At 53.0% G+C, this 21,205-nt stretch carries 23 protein-coding genes and 1 riboswitch; of the genes, 11 read left to right on the forward strand and 12 right to left on the reverse strand.

The annotated features are described in order from the left end of the window. The first annotated feature begins 8 nt into the window (after positions 1-8). From I5P96_RS04495 to I5P96_RS04520, 6 genes are all read left to right on the forward strand, one after another. Positions 9-1,052: a ribonucleotide-diphosphate reductase subunit beta gene (locus I5P96_RS04495; protein ID WP_098924544.1), complete on the forward strand. Its 1,044-nt coding sequence runs from the start codon at positions 9-11 to the stop codon at positions 1,050-1,052. Between the two features lie 34 nt (positions 1,053-1,086). Beyond that, complete coding sequence (locus I5P96_RS04500; RefSeq protein ID WP_118552764.1) at positions 1,087-1,950, forward strand: nitroreductase family protein; 864 nt, start codon at positions 1,087-1,089, stop codon at positions 1,948-1,950. Between the two features lie 128 nt (positions 1,951-2,078). Then, positions 2,079-3,260, forward strand: a complete 1,182-nt coding sequence (locus tag I5P96_RS04505) for an FprA family A-type flavoprotein (RefSeq protein ID WP_223383334.1) — start codon at positions 2,079-2,081, stop codon at positions 3,258-3,260. Positions 3,261-3,421: 161 nt separating this feature from the next. Next, complete coding sequence (gene trxA / locus I5P96_RS04510) at positions 3,422-3,745, forward strand: thioredoxin (RefSeq protein ID WP_005921771.1); 324 nt, start codon at positions 3,422-3,424, stop codon at positions 3,743-3,745. Between the two features lie 14 nt (positions 3,746-3,759). After that, positions 3,760-4,689, forward strand: coding sequence for a thioredoxin-disulfide reductase (gene trxB / locus I5P96_RS04515; RefSeq protein WP_097784862.1), 930 nt, complete (start codon positions 3,760-3,762; stop codon positions 4,687-4,689). Positions 4,690-5,257: 568 nt separating this feature from the next. After that, positions 5,258-5,767 (forward strand): ferritin, encoded by a 510-nt coding sequence (locus I5P96_RS04520; RefSeq protein ID WP_263291089.1) that lies wholly within the window; start codon positions 5,258-5,260, stop codon positions 5,765-5,767. 97 nt (positions 5,768-5,864) lie between these two features. Here the strand turns inward: I5P96_RS04520 and I5P96_RS14265 are convergent, their stop codons facing one another. The 3 genes from I5P96_RS14265 to I5P96_RS04535 form a co-directional block, all read right to left on the reverse strand. Then, positions 5,865-6,008, reverse strand: a complete 144-nt coding sequence (locus I5P96_RS14265; protein WP_223383725.1) for an IS3 family transposase — start codon at positions 6,006-6,008, stop codon at positions 5,865-5,867. 177 nt (positions 6,009-6,185) lie between these two features. Further along, entirely contained in the window at positions 6,186-7,355 is a 1,170-nt protein-coding gene (locus I5P96_RS04530; RefSeq protein WP_223383336.1) for a sensor histidine kinase, read from the reverse strand. Continuing rightward, a complete protein-coding gene (locus tag I5P96_RS04535; RefSeq protein WP_223383337.1) occupies positions 7,352-8,029 on the reverse strand; it encodes a response regulator transcription factor in 678 nt (225 codons plus the stop codon). The genes I5P96_RS04530 and I5P96_RS04535 overlap by 4 nt, the downstream gene beginning before the upstream one ends. A 148-nt stretch (positions 8,030-8,177) precedes the next feature. Here I5P96_RS04535 and I5P96_RS04540 point away from each other — a divergent pair, with 148 nt between their 5' ends. The 3 genes from I5P96_RS04540 to I5P96_RS04550 are packed head-to-tail and all read left to right on the forward strand — an operon-like array spanning position 8,178 to position 10,206. After that, entirely contained in the window at positions 8,178-8,324 is a 147-nt protein-coding gene (locus I5P96_RS04540) for a CD1871A family CXXC motif-containing protein (RefSeq protein WP_223383338.1), read from the forward strand. A gap of 25 nt (positions 8,325-8,349) precedes the next feature. Continuing rightward, on the forward strand, positions 8,350-9,234 hold the full coding sequence (locus tag I5P96_RS04545) for a 4Fe-4S binding protein (protein WP_223383726.1): 885 nt from the start codon (positions 8,350-8,352) through the stop codon (positions 9,232-9,234). Positions 9,235-9,246: 12 nt separating this feature from the next. Continuing rightward, a complete protein-coding gene (locus I5P96_RS04550; protein ID WP_223383340.1) occupies positions 9,247-10,206 on the forward strand; it encodes a TlpA disulfide reductase family protein in 960 nt (319 codons plus the stop codon). A gap of 7 nt (positions 10,207-10,213) precedes the next feature. Here I5P96_RS04550 and I5P96_RS04555 read toward each other — a convergent pair whose 3' ends face one another. After that, a complete protein-coding gene (locus I5P96_RS04555; protein ID WP_223383345.1) occupies positions 10,214-10,585 on the reverse strand; it encodes a helix-turn-helix domain-containing protein in 372 nt (123 codons plus the stop codon). Positions 10,586-10,816: 231 nt separating this feature from the next. Here I5P96_RS04555 and I5P96_RS04560 point away from each other — a divergent pair, with 231 nt between their 5' ends. After that, on the forward strand, positions 10,817-11,011 hold the full coding sequence (locus tag I5P96_RS04560) for a DUF3873 family protein (protein ID WP_044959886.1): 195 nt from the start codon (positions 10,817-10,819) through the stop codon (positions 11,009-11,011). 107 nt (positions 11,012-11,118) lie between these two features. On the opposite strand, the gene I5P96_RS04565 is transcribed toward I5P96_RS04560, so the two are convergent. From I5P96_RS04565 to I5P96_RS04580, 4 genes are all read right to left on the reverse strand, one after another. Then, on the reverse strand, positions 11,119-13,965 hold the full coding sequence (locus I5P96_RS04565) for an ATP-binding protein (protein WP_223383346.1): 2,847 nt from the start codon (positions 13,963-13,965) through the stop codon (positions 11,119-11,121). A gap of 432 nt (positions 13,966-14,397) precedes the next feature. Then, positions 14,398-16,578: an ATP-binding protein gene (locus I5P96_RS04570; protein ID WP_223383347.1), complete on the reverse strand. Its 2,181-nt coding sequence runs from the start codon at positions 16,576-16,578 to the stop codon at positions 14,398-14,400. Next, complete coding sequence (locus I5P96_RS04575) at positions 16,575-17,192, reverse strand: substrate-binding periplasmic protein (RefSeq protein WP_223383349.1); 618 nt, start codon at positions 17,190-17,192, stop codon at positions 16,575-16,577. The genes I5P96_RS04570 and I5P96_RS04575 overlap by 4 nt, the downstream gene beginning before the upstream one ends. A gap of 185 nt (positions 17,193-17,377) precedes the next feature. After that, a riboswitch (cyclic di-GMP riboswitch) is annotated at positions 17,378-17,452 on the reverse strand. Continuing rightward, complete coding sequence (locus tag I5P96_RS04580) at positions 17,452-17,637, reverse strand: hypothetical protein (RefSeq protein WP_223383350.1); 186 nt, start codon at positions 17,635-17,637, stop codon at positions 17,452-17,454. It overlaps the preceding riboswitch by 1 nt. A gap of 143 nt (positions 17,638-17,780) precedes the next feature. Here I5P96_RS04580 and I5P96_RS04585 point away from each other — a divergent pair, with 143 nt between their 5' ends. Then, positions 17,781-19,154, forward strand: coding sequence for a sodium-dependent transporter (locus I5P96_RS04585; RefSeq protein ID WP_223383352.1), 1,374 nt, complete (start codon positions 17,781-17,783; stop codon positions 19,152-19,154). Between the two features lie 102 nt (positions 19,155-19,256). Here the strand turns inward: I5P96_RS04585 and I5P96_RS04590 are convergent, their stop codons facing one another. From I5P96_RS04590 to I5P96_RS04600, 4 genes are all read right to left on the reverse strand, one after another. Further along, positions 19,257-19,451 (reverse strand): transposon-transfer assisting family protein, encoded by a 195-nt coding sequence (locus I5P96_RS04590; protein WP_223383727.1) that lies wholly within the window; start codon positions 19,449-19,451, stop codon positions 19,257-19,259. Continuing rightward, positions 19,441-19,647: a YodL domain-containing protein gene (locus I5P96_RS04595; protein ID WP_263286931.1), complete on the reverse strand. Its 207-nt coding sequence runs from the start codon at positions 19,645-19,647 to the stop codon at positions 19,441-19,443. The genes I5P96_RS04590 and I5P96_RS04595 overlap by 11 nt, the downstream gene beginning before the upstream one ends. Continuing rightward, the gene (locus tag I5P96_RS14185) at positions 19,547-19,780 is read right to left on the reverse strand and encodes a hypothetical protein (protein ID WP_263286890.1); all 234 of its coding nucleotides are present in this window, start codon (positions 19,778-19,780) and stop codon (positions 19,547-19,549) included. Before I5P96_RS14185 ends, I5P96_RS04595 begins: the two co-directional genes overlap by 101 nt. Before the next feature lie 405 nt (positions 19,781-20,185). Further along, a complete protein-coding gene (locus tag I5P96_RS04600; protein ID WP_207686189.1) occupies positions 20,186-21,184 on the reverse strand; it encodes a glycosyltransferase family 2 protein in 999 nt (332 codons plus the stop codon). Between the last annotated feature and the right edge of the window lie 21 nt (positions 21,185-21,205).

A 21,205-nucleotide genomic window follows, 5' to 3' on the forward strand; every position in this document is an offset into this window, starting at 1 on the left:
AGGATAGCATGATGGAACTGAAGAAAAAGCCCCTCTTTAACCCGGAGGGCGACCCTGATGTGCGCCTGCGGCGCATGATCGGCGGCAATACCACCAACCTCAATGACTTCAACAATATGAAGTACGCTTGGGTCAGCGACTGGTACCGGCAGGCCATGAACAACTTTTGGATCCCTGAGGAGATCAATCTCTCGCAGGATGTGAAGGACTATCCCCGCCTGCTGTCAGCCGAGCGCAGCGCCTACGATAAAATTCTGAGTTTTCTTGTCTTTTTGGATTCCATTCAGACAGCGAACCTGCCTAATATCGGCGCCTACATTACCGCCAACGAGGTCAATCTCTGCCTGTCCATTCAGGCGTTTCAGGAGTGTGTCCACTCACAGAGCTACAGCTATATGCTCGACACCATCTGTTCCCCCGTGGAGCGCAATGACATCCTCTACCAATGGAAAACGGACGAGCATCTGCTGCGCCGCAACACCTTCATTGGGGACTGCTACAACGAGTTTCAGGAGCGGAAGGACGCTCCCACGCTGCTGCGCGTGATGATGGCAAACTATATTTTGGAGGGCATCTATTTTTACAGCGGCTTTATGTTCTTCTACAATCTCTCCCGAAACGGGAAGATGCCCGGCTCGGCGCAGGAGATTCGCTACATAAACCGTGATGAGAACACGCACTTGTGGCTGTTCCGCAATATCATCACGGAGCTGCAAAAGGAGCAGCCGGAGTTGTTCACCGCCGAGAGCGTACAAGCGCTGCGCGAGATGATGCGTGAGGGCGTGGAACAGGAGATTGCATGGGGGCATTATGTGATCGGCGACGACATCCCGGGGCTGAACCGGCAGATGATCAGCGATTACATCCGCTATCTCGGCAACCTCCGCTGGACGAGCCTTGGCTATCCCGCATTGTATCCAGGCTTTGAGAGCGAACCGGAGAGCATGGAATGGGTCAGCCAGTACGCCGACGCCAACATGGTCAAGACCGATTTCTTTGAGGCACGCAGTACCGCCTACGCCAAGAGCACCGCACTGATAGACGATTTATAAGAAAACCAAAGACATCAGAATAGGAGATATTACTATGAATTACAGCGCTATGATTCAAAATCGCAGATCCGTTCACGCATTCCGCGAAAAGGAAGTTCCGAGCGAGGCTATCGGCCAGCTCCGATCCTACTATGAAAAGACCTGCCCCCGTCTTGTCCCGGAGATTGCAACGGAGTTGATCGTCTTGGACAAGGATGCACAGCCGGCGCTGGAGAGCTCAGCGGGCTATAATCAATTTCTCATCGGAGCACCGCACTACCTGCTCCTTATGTCTGCCCCGCATTCCTATGCGGCCATCAACGCCGGCTACATGATGGAAGATCTCGTCCTCAAGCTGACTGAGTTGGACATTGACACCTGCTGGATGACCTTCACCGACAGCGACAAAATCAAACAGGCACTGTCTCTCGCCACCCCGTTAGAGGTGGCGGCAATCGTTGCCTTTGGCTACGGGGAAAAGACCGCAAAAAAGCTGCGGCTGAATATCCTAAGTATGTCTCAGATCGATGTGCGGGCCGAGCAGCAGTACTACGCGCCCAAAAAGGGTGTGCACGATTTGGTTCACATGGGGAGCTGGAGCAACAAGTCTGGGCTTGACGAGATGATGGACTTCTACGACGATATGCTCTGGCAGTCCATCTACGCCGCTTCGCTCTCCCCCAGCTATCTCAACCGTCAGCCCTATGGCTTCCTTGTGCAGGACCACAGCATCTATTTGGTGCAGCAGGAGGATGCCTACACCGATAATTTGGATGCCGCATTGGATCTCGGTATTGTCATGCTCCACTTTTCCGCCGTCGCCTCCCAGTGGGCGGGGCAGGTACGCTGGGAACTTTCACCTGCTGCGCCCGACGGCCTGCCGGAAGGACTTCGCTCCGCTGCGGTGTACCACATGTAACGACTCTGGGGGAAGCAAGGCAACGGTAAAATGCGCGACCGTCGATCCGCGGTTGAGCGTATGTTTCATTAGAAAAGAAGAACCTATCAGTTAGAGTCTGAGTAAGGAAAATAGGAGGTGTTTTTTATATGGCTATCCAAACGGTAACAGATGCCATCCGCTATGTAGGGGTGGATGATAACACATTGGCACTCTTTGAAAACCAGTACCCCGTCCAGCCTATGGGAGTGAGCTACAACTCCTATGTCATTCTGGATGAGAAGATTGCCGTGATGGACAGCGTGGACGCACGGGCAACGGAAGAATGGCTTTCCAATGTGGCGCGGGTGTTGGAGGGGCGCAGGCCCGACTATCTTGTGGTCACACACATGGAGCCGGATCATTCCGGCAGTCTCATGCGGCTGGCACAAAAGTACCCGGAGATGAAGATCGTGGGAAACGCGAAAACATTTACCCTGATCAAGCAGTTCTTCGGCACAGGTGCATTGTCGGAAGACCGTATGCTGGAGGTTGGCGAAAGAGATACGCTTTCCTTGGGTTTGCACCGGCTGCGCTTTCTGCTGGCGCCGATGGTACACTGGCCGGAGGTGATGACGGCGTATGAGGAAACGGAAAAAATCCTGTTCTCGGCGGATGCCTTCGGACGCTTTGGCTCACTGGAACGGACTGCCCGTGCCCCCTGGGTGCCGCAGGCCCGACGGTATTATTACAATATTATCGGGAAATATGGCGCACAGGTGCAGGCTCTGCTGAAAAAAATCTCCGCGCTGGAGATCAAAACAATCTGCCCGCTCCACGGTCCCGTGCTTACAGAAGGGCTGGAGGAGTGTCTGCGGCTCTATGATCTCTGGTCACAATGGGAACCAGAAGAATCGGAGAGCATACTGATTGCCCACGCATCCATCCATGGAAATACTGCCCATGCGGCGAAGACCCTCAAGGGTAAATTAGAGAAAAAAGGCGTACAGGTCAACATATGTGATCTCACTGTGACAGATCTTTCCTACGCTGTTGCCAGTGCGTTCTACTGCGGGAAGTTGGTTTTAGCCAGCGCCACCTATGACGGAGGACTGTTTCCGCCCATGAGGGAGTTTTTGGAACATTTACGGACAAAGGGATTCCGAAACCGCCGGGTTGGCCTTATTGAAGACGGCTCTTGGGCACCTGCTGCCGCGCGGCTGATGCGCACCAAATTGGAGGAGATGAAGGATATCCACCTTTACGAAACGGTAGTGTCTCTGCGTGGTGCATTGAACCAAACCAGCGAAGCGCAGATGGACGCTCTGGTGGATGAGCTCTGCGCAGAATAAGCTGCAACAAACCGCAGCTATTTTCGTACAGATGATGGTCTTACTCATCTGCTTTATGTCCCAAGGGCAGAGTACCGTCATCTCAGGTTGAGGTCACGATGTGGTGTGGGGCGAGACCGGAGTCTTGAGAATACCCAAACAAAGGAAAGGAGCTGACAGATATGGCAGCTATGAACATGAATCAGGAGCAGTTTGAGCAGGCAATCCGGGAGAAAAAGCCCGTTTTGGTGGATTTCTGGGCGCCCTGGTGCAGCTACTGCCGGAGAATCGGCCCCGCGTATGAGAAGATCGGAGAGGAATACGCGGACAGCCTCGCCGTCGGCAAGATCAACATTGACGAGGAGCCGCGGCTGGCGGGGGCCGAGGGGATCGAGGACATCCCAACTCTGGTGCTGTACCGGAACGGAAAGGCCGTGGATTCCATCATCGCGCCCGGCTCAAAGGCAGAAATCGACCGTTTCATTCAGGAAGCCTTGGCGAAATAACGGAGGGTTCAGATATGAACAACAATCATGTTTATGATATGCTCGTGGTGGGCGGCGGCCCGGGCGGCTACACCGCCGCCCTGTACGCGGCACGGGCGGGGCTGGACACCATCGTGCTGGAAAAACTGTCCGCCGGTGGGCAGATGGCCCTGACCGAGCAGATCGACAACTACCCCGGCTTTGAGAACGGGATCGACGGCTTCTCTCTGGCGGAGAAGATGCAAAAGCAGGCGGAGCGTTTTGGGGCACGCAGCGAATACGCGGAAGTTCTCCGCATGGATCTGACGGCGGTTCCCAAGCTCGTGGAGACCAGCGAGGGGATCTTCCGGGGGAAAACCGTGGTGCTGGCCACCGGCGCAGATCCCAGAACGCTGGGCGTTGCCGGAGAGACGGAGCTGTTGGGCCGGGGCGTGGCCTACTGCGCCGCCTGCGACGGGATGTTTTACAAGGGCAAAACGGTGGTCGTGGTGGGCGGCGGCAATTCCGCCGCGGCAGATGCCCTCCTTCTCAGCCGCGTGGCGAAAAAAGTGATCCTCGTCCACCGCAGAGACACCCTGCGGGCCACCAAGAGCTATCACGAGCCGCTGGCACAGGCCGAAAACGTGGAATTCCGTTGGAACAGCGTCGTTTCCGCGCTGCTTTCCGGGGACAGGCTGACCGGCGTCCGCCTGCGGGACACCGTCACCGGTGAGGAAAGCGTGGTGGACTGCGACGGCGTATTTGTCAGCGTGGGCCGACAGCCCGCCACGGCGCTGGCGGTGGGTCAACTGGCGCTGGACGGCGGCGGCTATATCGTGGCCGGAGAGACCACGGAAACCAGTATTCCCGGCGTTTACGCCGTGGGCGACGTGCGGACGAAGCCCCTCCGTCAGGTGGTCACCGCCGTGGCGGACGGCGCGGTGGCAGTCCACATGGCGGAAAAATATATCGCGGAAAACCGATAAGGGAGGTAGATTGAAAAAGCCATGTTTAAGGTCAGGCCGGATACGACCGCAGTGGGGATGCCGACATATCTGCAAGGCAAACTGCCAAAGTGATGGCAGATAAGATAACCCATGTAAGATCGGGAGATATGTTGTCTCTCCATATCCAGTCCACGCAACAGTGAGCAACTGAACGCAAAACACAGCCACAGATGTACTCTGCGGCTGTGTTTTTATGCGTAGTATTACCGCGTGACAAGCGGTTTTACTGTGACGGAGTCACATAATTTGAGAAAATCGGCTTCGAGGCAGCTTTTGGAGCACAAGCCCTTTGTGGTTGTTGACAGAGAAAAAAATATAGGTATAATAAAAGCAAAATAATAAGATTCATTCTTGCATTTGGAGAGTTGGCGGTATGCCAAAATACGCAGAGGAGATATTGACCGCCGCAACGGAGCTGCAGCAGCATCCCAAGGCGGAGCAGGTGTCCCTGGAGATGAAAAGGGAGCATCCCAGCATCGCTCTGGGTACGGTATATCTGCCCCCATTCCGGGAGCAGGAAAAGACAATCTTATGGAGGAGAAGTATCATGAACGCTAACGTATCTCTTCTGCTCAACGAGCAGATCAATAAGGAGTTCTACTCCGCCTATCTGTATCTGGACTTTGCCAACTACTACGCCGCCGTCGGACTGGACGGCTTTGAGAACTGGTACCGGGTACAGGCGCAGGAGGAACGGGATCACGCCATGCTGTTTTATCAGTATTTGCAGAATAACGGCGAGGACGTCACCTTTGAGGCTATCGCAAAGCCGGAGTGGGAACGAGGCGACCACATGGCCCCGCTGAAAAAAGCACTGGAACACGAGATGCTGGTCACCGCCAGCATCAATACCATCTACGCCGCCGCATACGAGGTCAGGGACTTCCGCACCATGCAGATGCTGGACTGGTTCATCAAGGAACAGGGCGAGGAGGAGAAGAACGCCGCTGACCTCATTACCAAGATGGATCTGTTCGGCGGTGACAGCAAGGGGCTGTATATGCTAAACAGCGAGCTGAAGGCACGGGTCTACACCGCGCCCTCGCTGGTGCTGTAAGCCCCGCGTGTCTGCGGGCTTTCGCATCAGGCAAAAGGCAGACTACATACAGGTGATATGTACCCGGTTTTCTGGACACTAGTTCAAAAATGAATAATTAAGCTTCCATCATGGATGCTTCCTTGAATTTAGAGGGAGGCATCCATTTTGTTTTCGCTTGGATCCTGCTGTTATTGTAATAGTCGATATAATCAGCAACAGCTTTGGAGAATGCTTCAAAGGAAGGATACTGATTCTTGATGAGTCACCCAGCGGTCTTGACGGGCAGAATTATGCGCCTGATCGCAGAAAGGCTGAAAGCGAGGTGCGGAGCGGCAGAACCATTCTCGTGATCACCCAGGACAGGGAGCTGATCGAGAGCTGCTGCGATAACATTGTGGAGGTTGAAAAACGATCATCATGAAACCGCCGAGGACTATTATGGGATATCCGCGCTGGAGGAATCGTTTTTCGCCCCTGCCGGCAGCTCCACCGCAATGGTAGTGCCCTTCTCCGAGCTTTCCTCCACCCAAACGGAGCCGCCGTGGAGGTCGGCGATCTCCCATACCAGTGAGAGCCCCAGTCCTGCGCCACCGTATTCCCGGCTGCGAGACTTGTCCACCCGGAAGAAGGGCTGGAAGATACTGCGCTGATACTCCTCCGGGATGCCGCAGCCGGTGTCGGAGACGCGGAGCAGAAGCTTTTCCAACTCCTGAGTGACAGAAACCCGTACCGAGCCGCCCTGCCGGTTGTACTTGACAGCATTCTCCGTCAGGTTGAAGATCAGCCGGTAGATCAGTGCATCGCTGCCGGTCATAATGCCGTCGCCCTCCGCCGTCAGCGTGACGCCGAGCTTATCTGAGAGCGGCGCAAGATCTGTGAAGATCTCCTCGATCATGGGAGCGAGCTGGATCCGCTCGTTCCGCGCCACCTGCCGCAGATTGCTCATCTCCAGCAGTGTCTTGGTCATCTGTATCAGCCGTTCCGTCTGCTCACGCAAAAGCGTGAGGAACTCCGCCGTCTCCGGTCGCATATCAGGATGCTCCGCGGAAAACAGCTCCAACTGTGCCTGCATTAGTGCCAGTGGCGTGCGCAGCTCGTGGGCGGCGTTGCCGGTGAACTGCCGCTGGGCGGAAAAGGCGTTGTTCAGCCGCTCCAGCATCTGGTTGAACGAGCGGCTCAGCTGCCGGAACTCCGAAATAGCGTCTTCATCGATCCTCATATCGGCAAGATTGTTCAGCTGCACCTGCTCCACCTGCGAGGCAAAGCTACGCAGGGGCTTGAGAGCGTGTCCGCTGACGAAATAGGCGAGGATGCCGCTGAGCAGCGTTACCGCCGCCGTGATGTACCAGTTGGTGGTGCGGAAGCGCCCCTGCACCCCATCGACGACGATGGTCAACTCCTCGTTGGGCGCTATGAGCTGCGGGTCAAAGCTCGCCGCTCCGCCATCATTCAGGATCACCGTGCCGCCGCCCTGTAAGCTGTCCGCAATGGTGTCCATATAGTACACACCGGAGGAGCACAGCAGTAAATTCATGGCCACGCAGGTGATGCCGATGAGCAGGACGGTCATCAGCGTGATGCGCCACTGCAAAGAAAGGCGCTTCATGCTTCCTCGCCTCCCATCAGATAGCCCTCGCCGATGCGGTTGCGGATGGGGTCATAGCCCAGCACGGCGCGGAGCTTTTTGCGCAGGGCGGAGATGTGGACGCGAATGGAATTGCTGAAGCTGTCCACGCTGTTGTCCCAAACATGCTCCATCAACTCCTCCTGACTCACGGGCCGCCCCTGATGCACCATCAGGTATTCCAGGATCCCCGTTTCCTTCCGGGTCAGCGTCAGCGTCTGCCCGTTGACGGCGGCGGTACGGGAGCGGGTGTCAAAGGTTAAAGCTCCGCAGCTTAGCAGCACATCCTGCTGGGTGAACTGCCGCAATGTCAGGCTGCGGATGCGGGCCTCCAGCTCGGCAAGATGAAAAGGCTTCGCCAGATAGTCGTTCGCCCCGGCATCCAGCCCCTGCACCTTGTCCTCCACTTCGCTGCGGGCGGAGAGGATCAGCACCCGCGTCTCCCGGTCGGTCTGCCGCAGGGTGCGCAGCACCGTCATGCCGTTCTTTTTCGGCAGATTCAGATCAAGAAGCACCAGGTCGTATCGTTCCACGCCCAGAAGCGCCAGCGCCTCTTCTCCGTCATAGCAGTAGTCCACGCTGTAGGCCAGCCGCCGCAGGCTGCGGACGATGGTCTCGCACAGGGCGCGTTCATCTTCAATTACTAAAAGGTGCATGAGAGCCCTCCTTTATATTTCTTCGTTTTTTGTGTTGCTTTCATTATAGCAGAAATAGATAAGGTTTGCGTTAAGTTTTCGTTCTTAACAGAGACTTTAACTCTCCCGTGCTATGATGGGGGCACAAAATCGGAAAGGGTGATGAAAAATGAGCTGCGGGAAAAAGGCAGCGGCGCAGATTGCGCTGCTGATGGCCGGAGCCGCCATGCTGTGCTACGGTGTCTGGCGAGGCGAGGTGGCGACAGTGCTGAGTAAAGCGATCAAATTATGTCTGGAGTGTGTGGGCATTGGGTAAAAAGTTTTCAGGCGTTTCACAGACCATGTCCCGCTTCCGGGGCTGGATTCAGGCGGGGGCGACGCTGCTGACCAACCTGCATCTGCCGAACTTTCTCAAGGGCGGACTGTATCAGGGGGCGGGGAAGACCGTCTGCGTGCCGGGGCTGAACTGCTACTCCTGTCCGGCGGCCTCCGGAGCCTGTCCCATCGGGGCGTTTCAGGCGGTGGTGGGGTCTTCCAAGTTCAGCTTCTCCTATTATATCACAGGCTTTCTCATTTTGCTGGGAGTCCTGCTGGGACGCTTTATCTGCGGCTTTCTATGCCCTTTCGGCTGGTTTCAGGAACTGCTGCACAAAATCCCCACGAAGAAGCTTTCCACAAAGAGGCTGAAGCCGCTGACATACCTGAAATACGCTGTCCTGCTGGTGATGGTTTTCCTGCTGCCGGCGTTCCTGGTAAACGATGTAGGCATGGGCGACCCCTTCTTCTGCAAATACCTCTGTCCCCAGGGCGTGCTGGAGGGGGCCATCCCGCTGTCCCTTGCCAATTCCGGCATCCGGGCGGCGCTGGGCAGCCTGTTTACATGGAAATTCGGTATCTTGTTGGCGGTGATCGTGCTGAGCGTGGTATTCTACCGTCCCTTCTGCAAGTGGCTATGCCCGCTGGGCGCGTTCTACGCCCTGTTCAACCGGGTGTCCCTTTTCCAGATGAAGGTGGACAAGAGTAAGTGCGTCTCCTGCGGGAAATGCGCCAGAGCCTGCAAGATGGACGTGGATGTGACGAAAACGCCCAACCATACCGAGTGCATCCGCTGCGGGATGTGTATCCGTGCCTGCCCGACGAACGCCGTGTGCTTCCGCTACGGCTTCGGCGATGGAAAAGAGAAAGAAAACGCAGCGACACTGCGAGAAAACAACAACAAAGCTTAAGGAGAAACGAATATGAACGCAAAGAAGATACTGGCTCTGATGCTGTGCGCGATGATGCTGCTCTCCCTTGCAGCCTGCGGCGCAAAGGGCAACGACAAGCAGGCGGATATGAGCGGAGACAGCTCCGCCATGACCGGCGAGCCGAAAACCGCCGAGGAGGCGCTTGCCCTGCACAAAAAGCTGATGGAACAGGAGAACACGATTCTCTCGCAGAACACTGCGCTCTGGGAAAAGGTTTTCATGGCAGCTGATAAGGGCATGACCTTGCAGGAGGACGGAAAAAATTACGGCGAGTTCCTGCTGGATACCATCGAGGGTGCCAAAGACCAGTTCACCGACGAAGAGTATGAGATGCTGAAGGAGTCGGCCACGGAGATCAGCAATATCGAGAACAAGCTGACCGAGCTGGAAAACAAGTACCCCGATATCATGCAGGAATCCATCGACGGCGATATGAGCGTGCCCGCAGGCAGCGACATGACCACGCCGCCTGATGACGGCAGCATGCAGAAATTCCCCGTCTTTGAGGGCAAGGACCTGGATGGCAACACGGTGAAGAGCGACGAGCTGTTCTCCGCCAACGCCGTCACCGTGGTGAATTTCTGGTTCACCACCTGCAATCCTTGCGTGGGCGAGCTTTCCGAGCTGGACGCACTGAACAAGGAGCTTGCGAAAAAGGGCGGCGCACTCATCGGTGTCAACACCTTCACATTGGATGGCGATGAAGCGGCAATTTCCGAGGCGAAGGATGTGCTTGCCAAGAAGGGCGCCACCTATCAGAATGTGTATTTTGACTCCGACGGTGAGGCGGGAAAGTTTACCACCAACATCTTTGCTTATCCCACCACCTATGTGGTTGACCGCAACGGCAATATCGTGGGGGACCCCATCGTAGGCGCCATCACGGAAAAGAAGCAGTCGGAGACGCTGCAAAAGCTCATCGACCAGGCTCTTGCCGCCGATGTGGGCTGACCCAAGATTAAAAAAAGCGCCTGCTGTGCGCCGCTGCATTGCCCATGGCGCTCGAAGGGTCGGAGTGAGTCCTGATTCCCCTGAAAGGAGGAAACGTGATGTATCGAAGCGTATTCTGCCAATACGGGCTCAACTTTCTGCTCAGTTCGTCATCTGCCACATGGGATGCGGATGGAACGGAATCCCGGATCAGCACATCGGCAGATACGTCCAGCACCTCGACGATTCGGATAAAGGTTTCCAGTTTAGGGATTTTTACTCCGCGCTCTAAGTCTCCAACATAATTTGCTGACAACTCGACCCGTTCTGCAAACTGCTCGATTGTCCATCCTTTTTCTTTGCGCTGCTCTCGTATTCGTTGACCCAAAAGCGTATTCATAGCGACCTCACATTCTAATTGTGTTTGTTACACACCAATAGCATACCTGTCGCAATTTTTGTTATACACAATCTATCTGTGCTTATTCAACGCCAGTTGGGTGATTTCAAAGTGGAAAATTTTTGCGCGTATCTTTGGTCAAAAAAGCAATGGTCTTTTGGGACGGCACATGGTACAATGGCAAACGTTGTGCCCTTGGCACATGAACGAAGGTAAAAGGAGCTGCTGAACGTGGATACGATCTATCTGCTACCCGGTGAGGAACGCTGCGTTGATTTTCGAGATGCCAATGGAGTCCCGAAGGTACACTACACTTACTGTTCCATCCGTGGCAAACTTTTCAACTGCACCTGCTGCACAAAGGACGAAGCCCAGCGGCTGTGTGAAGATTGGCTTATAAAACAGGACCGCTGCTATATAAACTAAAAATACCGCCGAGGACATCTTCCCAAAATGGGAAAAATCCCCGGCGGTATTCGTTTATCGGTGTGCTGCGGTCTGAGAACGTCCTTCTGCACAGCTTTCTGTCCGCATCAAAGGTATTTCCGCAAAGTCGGCACAAGAACATTCATATTGATCGGCTTTGCGATATGGTCGTTCATTCCGGCATCCAGTGCCGCCTGTCTATCTTCGGTAAAGGCATTTGCCGTCATCGCGATGATGGGGATATTTGCTTTTTGGGGGTCGTCCAGCCCACGTATTTTTCTTGCCGCATCATAGCCGTTCATCACCGGCATCTGGATGTCCATAAGGATCAACTGATACGTTCCGTTCGCAGCTTTTTCCAGCATATCCACACATTCCACTCCGTCTTTTGCGCGGTCTACCGTACAGCCTTCTTCCTGCAGCAGCTCGGTGGCGATCTCCGCATTGAGGTCGTTGTCCTCGGTCAGCAGGATCCTTGTACCGCACAGGCACTTTTGATCCGAAGGGTTTGTTTCTCGTTTCGCCTGTGTTTCATCCTCGGACGCAATGCGGCAGGGAATGGTGACGGTAAACGTGGAGCCAACACCGATTTTGCTCTCCACTGCCACGGTGCCGCCCATCAGCCCGACCAGCTTTTTCACGATGCCCATCCCGATGCCGCTGCCTTCCACCTTGCTGACGGTGGAGGTGCGCTCCCGTTCAAAGGGCTCAAAGATGTGCTTCTGGAACTCCTGCGACATTCCGATGCCGTTATCGGCAACCGTGATCACCATATTGCACCAGTTCTCTTTTTCGCCGGGCTTCTGCGTGATATCGCAGCAAATCGTGCCGCCGGCTCCCGTGTATTTGACCGCGTTGCTGACAAGGTTCGTACAGACCTCGGTCAGGTGCGGAATATCCACATAGACATACGGATGCAGCAGATGTGTTGTCACCGTAAGCGTCTGCCCCTTGCTGTCTGCCTGATTCTGGAACATCGCAATGCAGTTACGGAAATCCTTCTCGACATCCGAAACAGAATACTCCATCTCCGTCTTATCGTTCTCGATCCGGGCGAGATCCAGAACATTGTTCAGCAGCATCAGCAGGTTCTGTCCGCACACCTGAATGTTCTCCATGTATTTTTCCAGCTTTGCAGGGTCGTCCAGATGCCGGGAGGCAAGGTCTGCGTAACCGATAATGGCGTTCATGGGGGTACGGATATCATGAGACATATTGAACAGGAAGGTGGATTTGGCACGGTTCGCGCTCTCGGCGTTTTCCACAGCGACCTGCAATTTTGCATTCAGCTCCTGCGTATCGTTTGCGGCTTTCTTTGCAGCAACTTCGGCTTTGCGCGCCTTCCGCAGCAGCTTCAGGATCGTGAGCAGAATGGCTGCAACCACAATGCTGCTGACCAGCAGAACCCTAAAGAAGTTATCCTTTATAAACTCGCTCAGGGTAACCTTCCGCGCGGAGCTCTTATGCATCGCCAGAGAGCTGGTAAGCATATTGGCTGGCATTGCCTTGATCGTTTTGTTCAGGATGGACAGCAGGCTGCGGTTTCCGCTCTTGACCGCAAAGCAGGAATTGGCAGGGTTTGGCAGCGGAACGCTGTAAAAACCATGATTTTTGCTGTATTTCGCCTCACTGCCGACCCCTATGATAAAACAGTCTGCCTGTCCGTCCTTGACCAGTTTTACCGCATCCTCCTGTGTGTCGCAGTCCACGATCTCCCACTGCGGATAATAAAACGCAATATACCTTGTTAGGGAGATCTTGTTTTGGGGAACGGCAACGCGGTTCACTTGGTTTTCGATAAAGAGCTGTTGGTTCGTGACCACCATCATATTGGCGGTCCAAGTTGTGTTGGTTCTGGCAAGGCGATATTCTTCAGCCAGATTGGGACTCTGGTCGAAATGGAAGATCATGTCGATCTCGCCTGATTTCAGCGCATTGAGTTCCGCCTCTTTGTCGTCATAACCGACCAACTGAAATTCCAGCTCCTGATTTCCCAGACAATCTGCGGCAAACTGAATATAGTCCGTTATTGTTCCGGTAATCTCACCGGTGGCAGGGTCATAGGTGCTGACGCCGCTATCACTCGTCAGAAAGCCCATCCGGATCGCACCGTGCTTTCTGAGCCACGCCTTTTCCTCTCCCGTAAGGATGGGCTTATAATCCAGCGAGAAATACTTTTTACACAGATCCGCCGTATAAAAAGGAGCCTCTTCGTCCAACGCGTACATCGCATTGTCCAGTTCTTCCTTGAGATCCGGACGGTCTTTGTTGAACACATAGTAGATGCTGGATTTTCCCACGCGGGTTATGGTCGAGATGCCAAGCTCTGCCCAGTAGGATTCTTCCAGCGAAACAAAGCAGTCGATCTCGTGATTGGCCAGCTTTTGCTTCACATCCTCGTTGTTGGAGATGTTAACGTGCTGCGTTTTTATGCCGTGTTTTTCCTCCCATTCGGTCAGCATCACTTCCGGTTCCGTTCCCATTACAACGCCGATCTTTTTGCCGTCCAGCGTTTTAAGGTTGGGGGCGGAGATATCTGCGCGCGAGAGATCGGCGTAGAGGTAATATTTTTCCTCCCCCATCGGTTCGTCCGAAAACAGCATCTCCTCAGCGCGATCCTCCGTATAAGAAATACCGCCCATGATGTCGATTTCGCCGTTTTCAAGTTTTTCAAAGCAGTCTGACCAGTCGCAGGTCACATATTCGAACTGCCAGCCTGTATAGCCGGATAGTGTTTCCAGCAACTCGTAGCCGTAGCCCTTTCTTGCGCCCCTCTCGTTGCAATAGTTGAAGGTGTCCTCAAACGAACCAACGCGGACGACCCTTACAGGGGCGGTTTCTGCGGCAGCCTTCACAGGGAGCACAGCTGACAGCAACAGCAGCAGGCACAGCATTGCACAGACGCTTTTCCGCATCAGCGTCTGCATGGTTTCGCTCGTTCCAGAGTTTTTCATTTTATCCAATCTTTCTCCGCCCCAGACGGCTCATTCTAGCTTTATTTTCACTTCACCGATTTCAGGAAGGTGCTTGCAATATCATTCTCGTTCTGCTGTCAGTAGCTTTTTTGAATATATAGATATACTATTATATGGTATATATTGTAACATTATAACAAAAGCGTTTCAAGGCTTTTTTTTCGTAAAGAGCACTTGTTTTCTATGGAACGCTTTTACCCTGCCGCAAGCCACAGGATATAAGCTGCTCCGATGTACTTCATCACTCCCATTACATTTGGAAGCAAAGAATTAACCCCATATACGAAAATTGCGCATAAGATTTGTACTACATTTTGGCCTCCTTCTTTAGTTTTTAGGGTATAAAAATAGCGGGCAACCTTTTTGTGGTCGCCCGCTTGGGGGAAATATGTAGGTGTTAATCCGCTGGAGTTACGGCCTGTTCAAGTTACGCTCAATAACTTTGGTTACTTCTTCCATGTTAAGAGGCTTGGAAACATGACCGTTCATGCCTGCGTCCAGAGATGCCTGAACGTCCTCCGAAAAAGCATTTGCCGACAATGCGATGATGGGAATCTCTTCTGCATCCGAGCGGTCAGCATACATTGCTCGGATCGCCTTTGCCGCCTGATGTCCATCCATTTTAGGCATCATAATGTCCATCAGGATAATATCATAAGTGCCCGCCGGATGCTCTGCGAACAGATCAACAACTTCCTGCCCATCTGCTGCACGCGTTACTGTCATTCCCAAATCTTCCAACAGAATCGTGGCAAGTTCGGCGTTCAGATCATTATCTTCGGCCAGAAGCACCTTGATCCCTTTCAGGTCATTGTGCTGTACAAGCGGCTTTGTTTTTTCGACTTTCTCAGCATTTGTCAATTCCATGGGAATCTCTACGGTAAAGGTCGTACCGACGCCCTTCCGGCTGTCTACTGTGATCGTGCCGCCCATCAGTTCAATATACTTCTTTGAGATGGGCATTCCCAGACCCGTGCCCTTATACTGTGTCCGTACGCCATTTTCTTCCTGCGCAAATTCGTCAAAAATTTTTTTCTGGAAATCTTCGCTCATACCGATGCCGGTATCTTTGATCCGATAGCAAATTACGATGTGCTGTGCATCGGCTCCCGGACGGCTGCCTGCATCAAAACGGATGGTGCCGCCATCCTTGGTAAATTTCACGGCATTATTCAGGATATTGACCAGAATTTCCCGGATACGGACGGGTTCCGTCATGACATAGGGATTTTGCAGCGGTTCACGATGCACTTCAAAGTTCAGTTCCCGGTTCAGAAGCATCCCCTTCACGATCTCGATCACACTGTCTGTAACTGCGGTGATATTCGCCGGAACAGGGGAAAACTCCACCTTTCCGCTCTCGATGCGGCTCAGATCCAGCACATCATTCAGCAGGGACAGCAGATGATCCGAGCTTTCCTCGATCTTCTTCAGACAGTTGTGCATTTCCGGCACAGAATCCTGATGCAATGCAATATTTGTAAAGCCGATGATGGCGTTCATAGGGGTGCGGATGTCGTGGGACATATTGGAAAGGAATGTGCTTTTGGCTTTGCTGGCTGCTTGCGCCTGCTCTGCAAGGGCAGTCATTTCTTTCGCTTTCTGCTGGGCTGCAAGCTGTAATTTTCTGCGTGTTTGCAAGCGGTTCAAAATAACGATCAGCGTGACCGCCATCCACGAGATAAATACGATGATGGCGACAACTGTGACCGGATGCAGACGGATCATATCTGCAAGTGTCAGATTCGTTGCTTTATAAGTGGTGTACTGTGTTGCAAGGTCTTCCACAAGATTATCCGGCATTGCGTACATTGCTTTTGTCAGGATACCTGCCAGCGCATGGTTTTCCGTAGAGGAAACCACCATGCGGTAACTGAATGTGGGTTGTTCCAGCGGCATGTAGGTCATTGTACCTGTTGTGTCGCTGTTGACGAATGCCTGTGCCATGTAATAGTAGACAAAGGCTGCATCCGCTTTGCCATCGCGGACCGCTTCCATCATCTCCTGACGGGTACTGCACATCAGTTTTTCCGCACCGGGTGCCAGCACATCTTCGATCGATGTGGACGCGGTCTGATTGACTGTGGTGACAACATGGATCTTCCCATCAAAGTCTCTCCGCGTCACTCTTGCCATTCGCATCGTGATATAGGGAGCGGTCAATCCCCATTCTTTGGTCTCTGCGTAATTATCCGTATCCAATCGTGCATCAATACTGATGTTTACCGCATCCTTATTGCTTTGATATGCGATATACTCATCTCTGGTCGCAGGAACAAGAAACTCATACGAGAGTCCTGCATAGTCTGCTATCTTCCGAAAATAGTCCGGGAGAATGCCCTTTACTTCGCCATTTTCTGTATAGGAATAGGGATACCGGGTCGGGTCGCACAGAACATGAAGGGGGTTTTCCTTGGAATATTGGGCAATGATACGCTTTTCTTCTTCCGTGTACTCCAGATTTTTGGTATCGGTAGTTTCGTAGTTTTTGTTATAGAGGGTCGTTTTCCAGCTGCCTTCGGCAGCGTTCATCTGATCAATCGCATAATTTATCTTATTCAGAAGTTCAGTGTTTCCTTTTTTGACGATCACATAAAAATCACTGCTGCGAATTTTTCAAGGATGCGCTCATTGTTCATTTTGCGCAGGGAACTGGTGACAATGGCATCAACCGTTCCATTCTGAAGTGCCTCTGCTATCTCCTCAGCCGAATCGAAATAGACCGATTTGTAAGTGAAGCCTTTGGTTCGTGCATACTCCGCAAATTCATCGTTCCGGGAGTTTCCGCGCAGGAGTGCAACACGCATCCCATCGTAGGTACTATACTTTCCCTCAACGATGGTGCTATTATCGCTGCGGACAGTCAGGATACCATTGTTGGTTCCGATCGGACGGGAAAAATCAAATAATTCTTCGCGCTCAGGCGTTCTGCGGGCAGAAGTTACCATGTCGATTTCGCCGTCGATCAGCATCTGCTGCATTTCTTCCCAGCTTTTGTCATAGCCGACGTATTCATAGTCTACATCCCAGTAGCGCGCCATCAAGCGGAGAAAATCGTAGCCATAACCGCTGCGGTTTCCGTCCTCGTCCATCATGTGATAGCCGTCCATTGCAAAAAAGCCAACCCTCACACGCTCATGCTGGCTTACTGTTTCTGCTGCGCTTGCCGAAAGAGACAGCAATGCCGTCAGCAGAAGCATCGTCATTAGAATTGCCAGACCCCTGCAAGTTCTGGCTCGCTTTGTAACATTCATAACATGACCCCTTCATTTTTATAACTCTGCCGCTGGAAAATAAATAAACGCTTTCAAGGCATGGCGAACCCATGACTGAAAGCGTCATCTGACTTCATAAAGCGATATTTACGGACAGCAGAAAACAGCAATTTCTTACTGGCAACTGGCTGACCCGGTGGGTCCCTATAGCTTTGCGTCGCCGACTTGCGCCGGGTTTGCCTATGAACTTTCATAAAAAGTTTACCATAGAAATAAATCCTTGCCAAGACGTTTTTGAAAAAAAGTCGAAAAATGTTTTGAAACAGCAAACAGAGGGAAGTGATACACCATAGTCCGTCCAGCTTTCCCAGTACCGCGTCAGACCGTTTGCCGTGCGCTGGGCAAGGGCGAGATATTCTTCGGTTTTGCTTGACATTGCTGCCTCCTTCCGATTTTGAGCATAAAAACAGCGGGCAACCGTTTTGTGATTGCCCGCAGGTAGATGTATTGTATCTCTTTAAGATATATGGTACACTAATCCTGTTTCTGGATAGGAAAAAAGAATAGGAGTGTGTTACTATGGATTCACAGCATCCCAAACGGAGCGCCTTTTCCGGTAAGATCGGCTTTGTTCTTTCTGCTGCCGGCGCATCCGTGGGCCTTGGCAACATCTGGCGTTTCCCGTATCTGGCCGCAAAATATGGCGGCGGTATTTTTCTGCTGGTGTACATTGTGCTGGCCGTTACTTTTGGTTACACCATGATCGTGGCAGAAACCGCGCTGGGCCGCATGACCAAAAAGAGCCCGGTCGGCGCTTTCGGAGCATTTGGCAAGAGCGGTAAGCTGAAGTTTGGTGGATGGATCAATGCCATCATTCCCATTCTGATTGTACCGTACTATTCGGTCATCGGTGGCTGGGTCATCCGTTATCTTTCCGCCTATGTCAGTGGACACGGCAGTGAGTTAGCACAGGATGGCTATTTCTCCGGCTTTATTTCCAGCGGCCTGTCTGCTGAGGTATGCTTTCTCATCTTTACGGTTTTCACGCTTTCCATCATTTTTGCCGGTGTCCGTAATGGCGTGGAACGAGTGTCTAAGCTGATGATGCCCGTTTTGGTGGTTTTGTCTGTTGTCATTGCGATTTACTCGGTCACCCGTCCGGGCGCATTGGCCGGAGTCAAGTATTTCCTGATTCCCAACGTTGCAAACTTTTCATGGATGACTGTTGTCACCGCCATGGGGCAGATGTTCTACTCTCTGTCCATTGCCATGGGCATTCTGGTGACCTTCGGCTCCTATATGAAAAAGGATGTTTCCATTGAGGAATCCACAGAAAATGTTGAAATTTTTGACACTGCCATTGCAATCATGGCCGGTCTGATGATCATACCTGCTGTATTTTCCTTCTCTGGCGGTGACCCGAACACCCTGCAGGCAGGCCCTTCTTTGATGTTCATCACCATCCCCAAAGTATTTGAGAGTATGGGGTTCGGCCACGTTGTAGGCGTACTGTTCTTCCTGTTGGTTCTCTTTGCCGCTGTTACAAGTTCCATTGCCTTGACAGAGAGTGCCGTTTCCACCTTTGAGGATGAACTCGGCTGGAACCGACAGATGGCTACCGCCTGCATTGGTATTATCATGGTTGTCTTAGGCAGTCTGTCCGCGCTTGGCTACGGCCCGCTGGCCGGTGTGACGGTGTTCGGGATGCAGTTTCTGGACTTCTTCGATTTTCTGACAAACTCTGTTATGATGCCCATCGCCGCCATTTCCACCTGCGTGCTGGTATCCCGTGTCATCGGCGTAGAAAAAATCGAAGAAGAAGTCACAATGGACGGTAAGCCGTTCCGCCGCAAAAAGATTTTCAACTTTATGATTCGCTATCTTTGCCCTGTTTTTGCCGCCATCATTCTGATCAGTTCAGTGGCCAATACTCTTGGCTGGATTTCCATGTGACAACAAATTTTTGAAAAAGGCAGCTGTTTCTCTTTATTTAAGCGGAAACGGCTGTTTTTCTTTAATGAAAATTCCATGTACGCCGCCCGCAGGCGGCAAAAATCAGTCCATAGGAAACTCAACCTCCGCAAACTGCGCATCGGTCAGCAGCTTCAGCTTTTCGATAACGCCCTCGGACAGCTCCCGCAGCGCAGTTTCATCCGGCATCAGGTAGCACTGCATGAGCCGTAGTTCCTGCATCAGCCCCAGCCGGGAGCCGGTGTTGTAAAGCATCAGTTCTTCATGGTCAAAGTTCATGGGCATCCCTCGCTTTCCGGCAGGCGGCAGGGTTGCACTCCGGGACATCGCACTTCTCTTTGAGCGTTTGCAAAACCGAGGTGCGTTCCGGCTTTTTATCCAGAAACCCCGGCAGCTCCTTGAAGCCGATGCTGTCCACATAATGCGCCGAAATCTTCCCATCCTGATTCAGCATGATCACATCGCTGACCGACAGACTGTGCCCATGATAATCCGTCGAGCGGGCGCAGTTGAATTTCTGGTAAAGTTGTTGCTTCTTCTACAGACAGCACATCAGGATAGTTCACAAATAATTTTTCATAATACTCTTTTGCTTGATTTTGATTCATTATCCTTGACTTTCCTTTCGTTTTGTGCCTAAGCAGAGGAGCGTTTTGCCCTGCATCCCTCCTGAACATCCCTCCAATTTCCATTTGGGCGGTCCAAACCGAAAAAACAGAGTAGAGGAAAAACGCATCGAAAAATCGTGGATATTTCAAATTATTATTTGTTGAAGCGTGAATTTTGCCTTTGCACAGCAGGGGAGCAATCAGCCCTGCGGGCTGTTGCTCAGTGCGCGGGAGACCCCCACCACCGGCATTGCAAGCAGCTCGAAATCGAAAGGTTTTGGGCTGCTTTTCTTTTTATCCCCTCACATCCGGCCCGTCTTCACACGTTTGTCTCCACCGGGAAACTGCTGACGATGTGCTTGAGGGTGTTATAACGGAAGGTTCCGGTGCTTTTTTGTATCAAAATTATTTCAGGTCGAACCGGACGATGACCAGCCGATACCACAGATACGGCACCATGTTCCAGATCATCCACAGTTCCATCAGGATGTAGTTGGGCAGGTCTTTCAGGCGGAAGGGGCGCTTACCGAGCTGGCCGGAGCGGAGCAGGGCAAAGGCCTCGTGCATCCCTTTGTCCCAGGCCTCACCAAAGCCCTGCTTGTGGAATTTGTAGCACTTGAGCAGATAGCCCAGCGCCAGCGGGATGAAGTTGAGCAGGAGCATGAGCAGCGGCTCGTTCTTGAGCGGGAGCAGGATGCTGTTGCGGCCGCTCTGCTGGCTCTTGAAGGCGTTGTACTTGACGGCACCGGTGCTGGCGCCGCAGATGTGGTAGCATCTGGCCGCAGGGCAGAGCACATTTTGATAGCCTGCATTGTTGGCGCGCCAGCTGAGGTCCACGTCCTCAAAATAGGCGAAAAAGTTTTCGTCGAAGCCGCCGATCTCGTCCAGGATGCTCTTGCGGTAGAGCGATGCGCCGCCGCAGGCCGAGAAGATGCGCTTCGTTTTGGTGTAGCGGCTGGCCCGGCGGCCGTCGCCGGTCTTACAGGCAAAGCCCATCCAGGTGACGTAATCCCCGGCGTCGTCGGCCAGTTCGCGGTCGAAGTGGCGGATCATCAGGCTCTGCACGGCGAAGATCCGGGGGTCGGTCTCGGCGGTGCGGATGAGCTCCGCCAGCCACTGCGGTTCGGCGAAGGCGTCGTTGTTGAAGAGCACCACAAACTCGCTCTTGGCGCGGGCGATGCCCTGATTGACCGCATGGGAGAAGCCGGTGTTGCGGCCGTTCTCGATGAGGGTGAAGTTCGGGCGGGTGCAATAGCTGCGGGCCTGCTCCAGACTTTCGTCGGTGGAGCCGTTGTCCACGACGATGAGTTCAAAATCTTGTTCGGTCTGGGCATAGATGGACTCGATGGAGTCCCTGAGCCAGCCCTTGCCGTTGATGTTGGGGATGACGATGGTTGCTTTCATATCTACCTGCTCCTGCAAAGT

The sequence above is a fragment of the Faecalibacterium prausnitzii genome (assembly GCF_019967995.1).
GTDB classification, from domain to species: Bacteria; Bacillota; Clostridia; order Oscillospirales; family Ruminococcaceae; genus Faecalibacterium; species Faecalibacterium prausnitzii_E.

Coding starts and splice junctions, on each gene's coding strand:
- I5P96_RS04495 (WP_098924544.1), top strand. CDS start 9: ATGATGGAACTGAAGAAAAAGCCCCTCTTTAACCCGGAGGGCGACCCT.
- I5P96_RS04500 (WP_118552764.1), top strand. CDS start 1,087: ATGAATTACAGCGCTATGATTCAAAATCGCAGATCCGTTCACGCATTC.
- I5P96_RS04505 (WP_223383334.1), top strand. CDS start 2,079: ATGGCTATCCAAACGGTAACAGATGCCATCCGCTATGTAGGGGTGGAT.
- trxA (WP_005921771.1), top strand. CDS start 3,422: ATGGCAGCTATGAACATGAATCAGGAGCAGTTTGAGCAGGCAATCCGG.
- trxB (WP_097784862.1), top strand. CDS start 3,760: ATGAACAACAATCATGTTTATGATATGCTCGTGGTGGGCGGCGGCCCG.
- I5P96_RS04520 (WP_263291089.1), top strand. CDS start 5,258: ATGAACGCTAACGTATCTCTTCTGCTCAACGAGCAGATCAATAAGGAG.
- I5P96_RS04530 (WP_223383336.1), bottom strand. CDS start 7,355: ATGAAGCGCCTTTCTTTGCAGTGGCGCATCACGCTGATGACCGTCCTG.
- I5P96_RS04535 (WP_223383337.1), bottom strand. CDS start 8,029: ATGCACCTTTTAGTAATTGAAGATGAACGCGCCCTGTGCGAGACCATC.
- I5P96_RS04540 (WP_223383338.1), top strand. CDS start 8,178: ATGAGCTGCGGGAAAAAGGCAGCGGCGCAGATTGCGCTGCTGATGGCC.
- I5P96_RS04545 (WP_223383726.1), top strand. CDS start 8,350: ATGTCCCGCTTCCGGGGCTGGATTCAGGCGGGGGCGACGCTGCTGACC.
- I5P96_RS04550 (WP_223383340.1), top strand. CDS start 9,247: ATGAACGCAAAGAAGATACTGGCTCTGATGCTGTGCGCGATGATGCTG.
- I5P96_RS04555 (WP_223383345.1), bottom strand. CDS start 10,585: ATGAATACGCTTTTGGGTCAACGAATACGAGAGCAGCGCAAAGAAAAA.
- I5P96_RS04565 (WP_223383346.1), bottom strand. CDS start 13,965: ATGAAAAACTCTGGAACGAGCGAAACCATGCAGACGCTGATGCGGAAA.
- I5P96_RS04575 (WP_223383349.1), bottom strand. CDS start 17,192: ATGACGATGCTTCTGCTGACGGCATTGCTGTCTCTTTCGGCAAGCGCA.
- I5P96_RS04580 (WP_223383350.1), bottom strand. CDS start 17,637: ATGTCAAGCAAAACCGAAGAATATCTCGCCCTTGCCCAGCGCACGGCA.
- I5P96_RS04585 (WP_223383352.1), top strand. CDS start 17,781: ATGGATTCACAGCATCCCAAACGGAGCGCCTTTTCCGGTAAGATCGGC.
- I5P96_RS04590 (WP_223383727.1), bottom strand. CDS start 19,451: ATGAACTTTGACCATGAAGAACTGATGCTTTACAACACCGGCTCCCGG.
- I5P96_RS14185 (WP_263286890.1), bottom strand. CDS start 19,780: ATGAATCAAAATCAAGCAAAAGAGTATTATGAAAAATTATTTGTGAAC.
- I5P96_RS04600 (WP_207686189.1), bottom strand. CDS start 21,184: ATGAAAGCAACCATCGTCATCCCCAACATCAACGGCAAGGGCTGGCTC.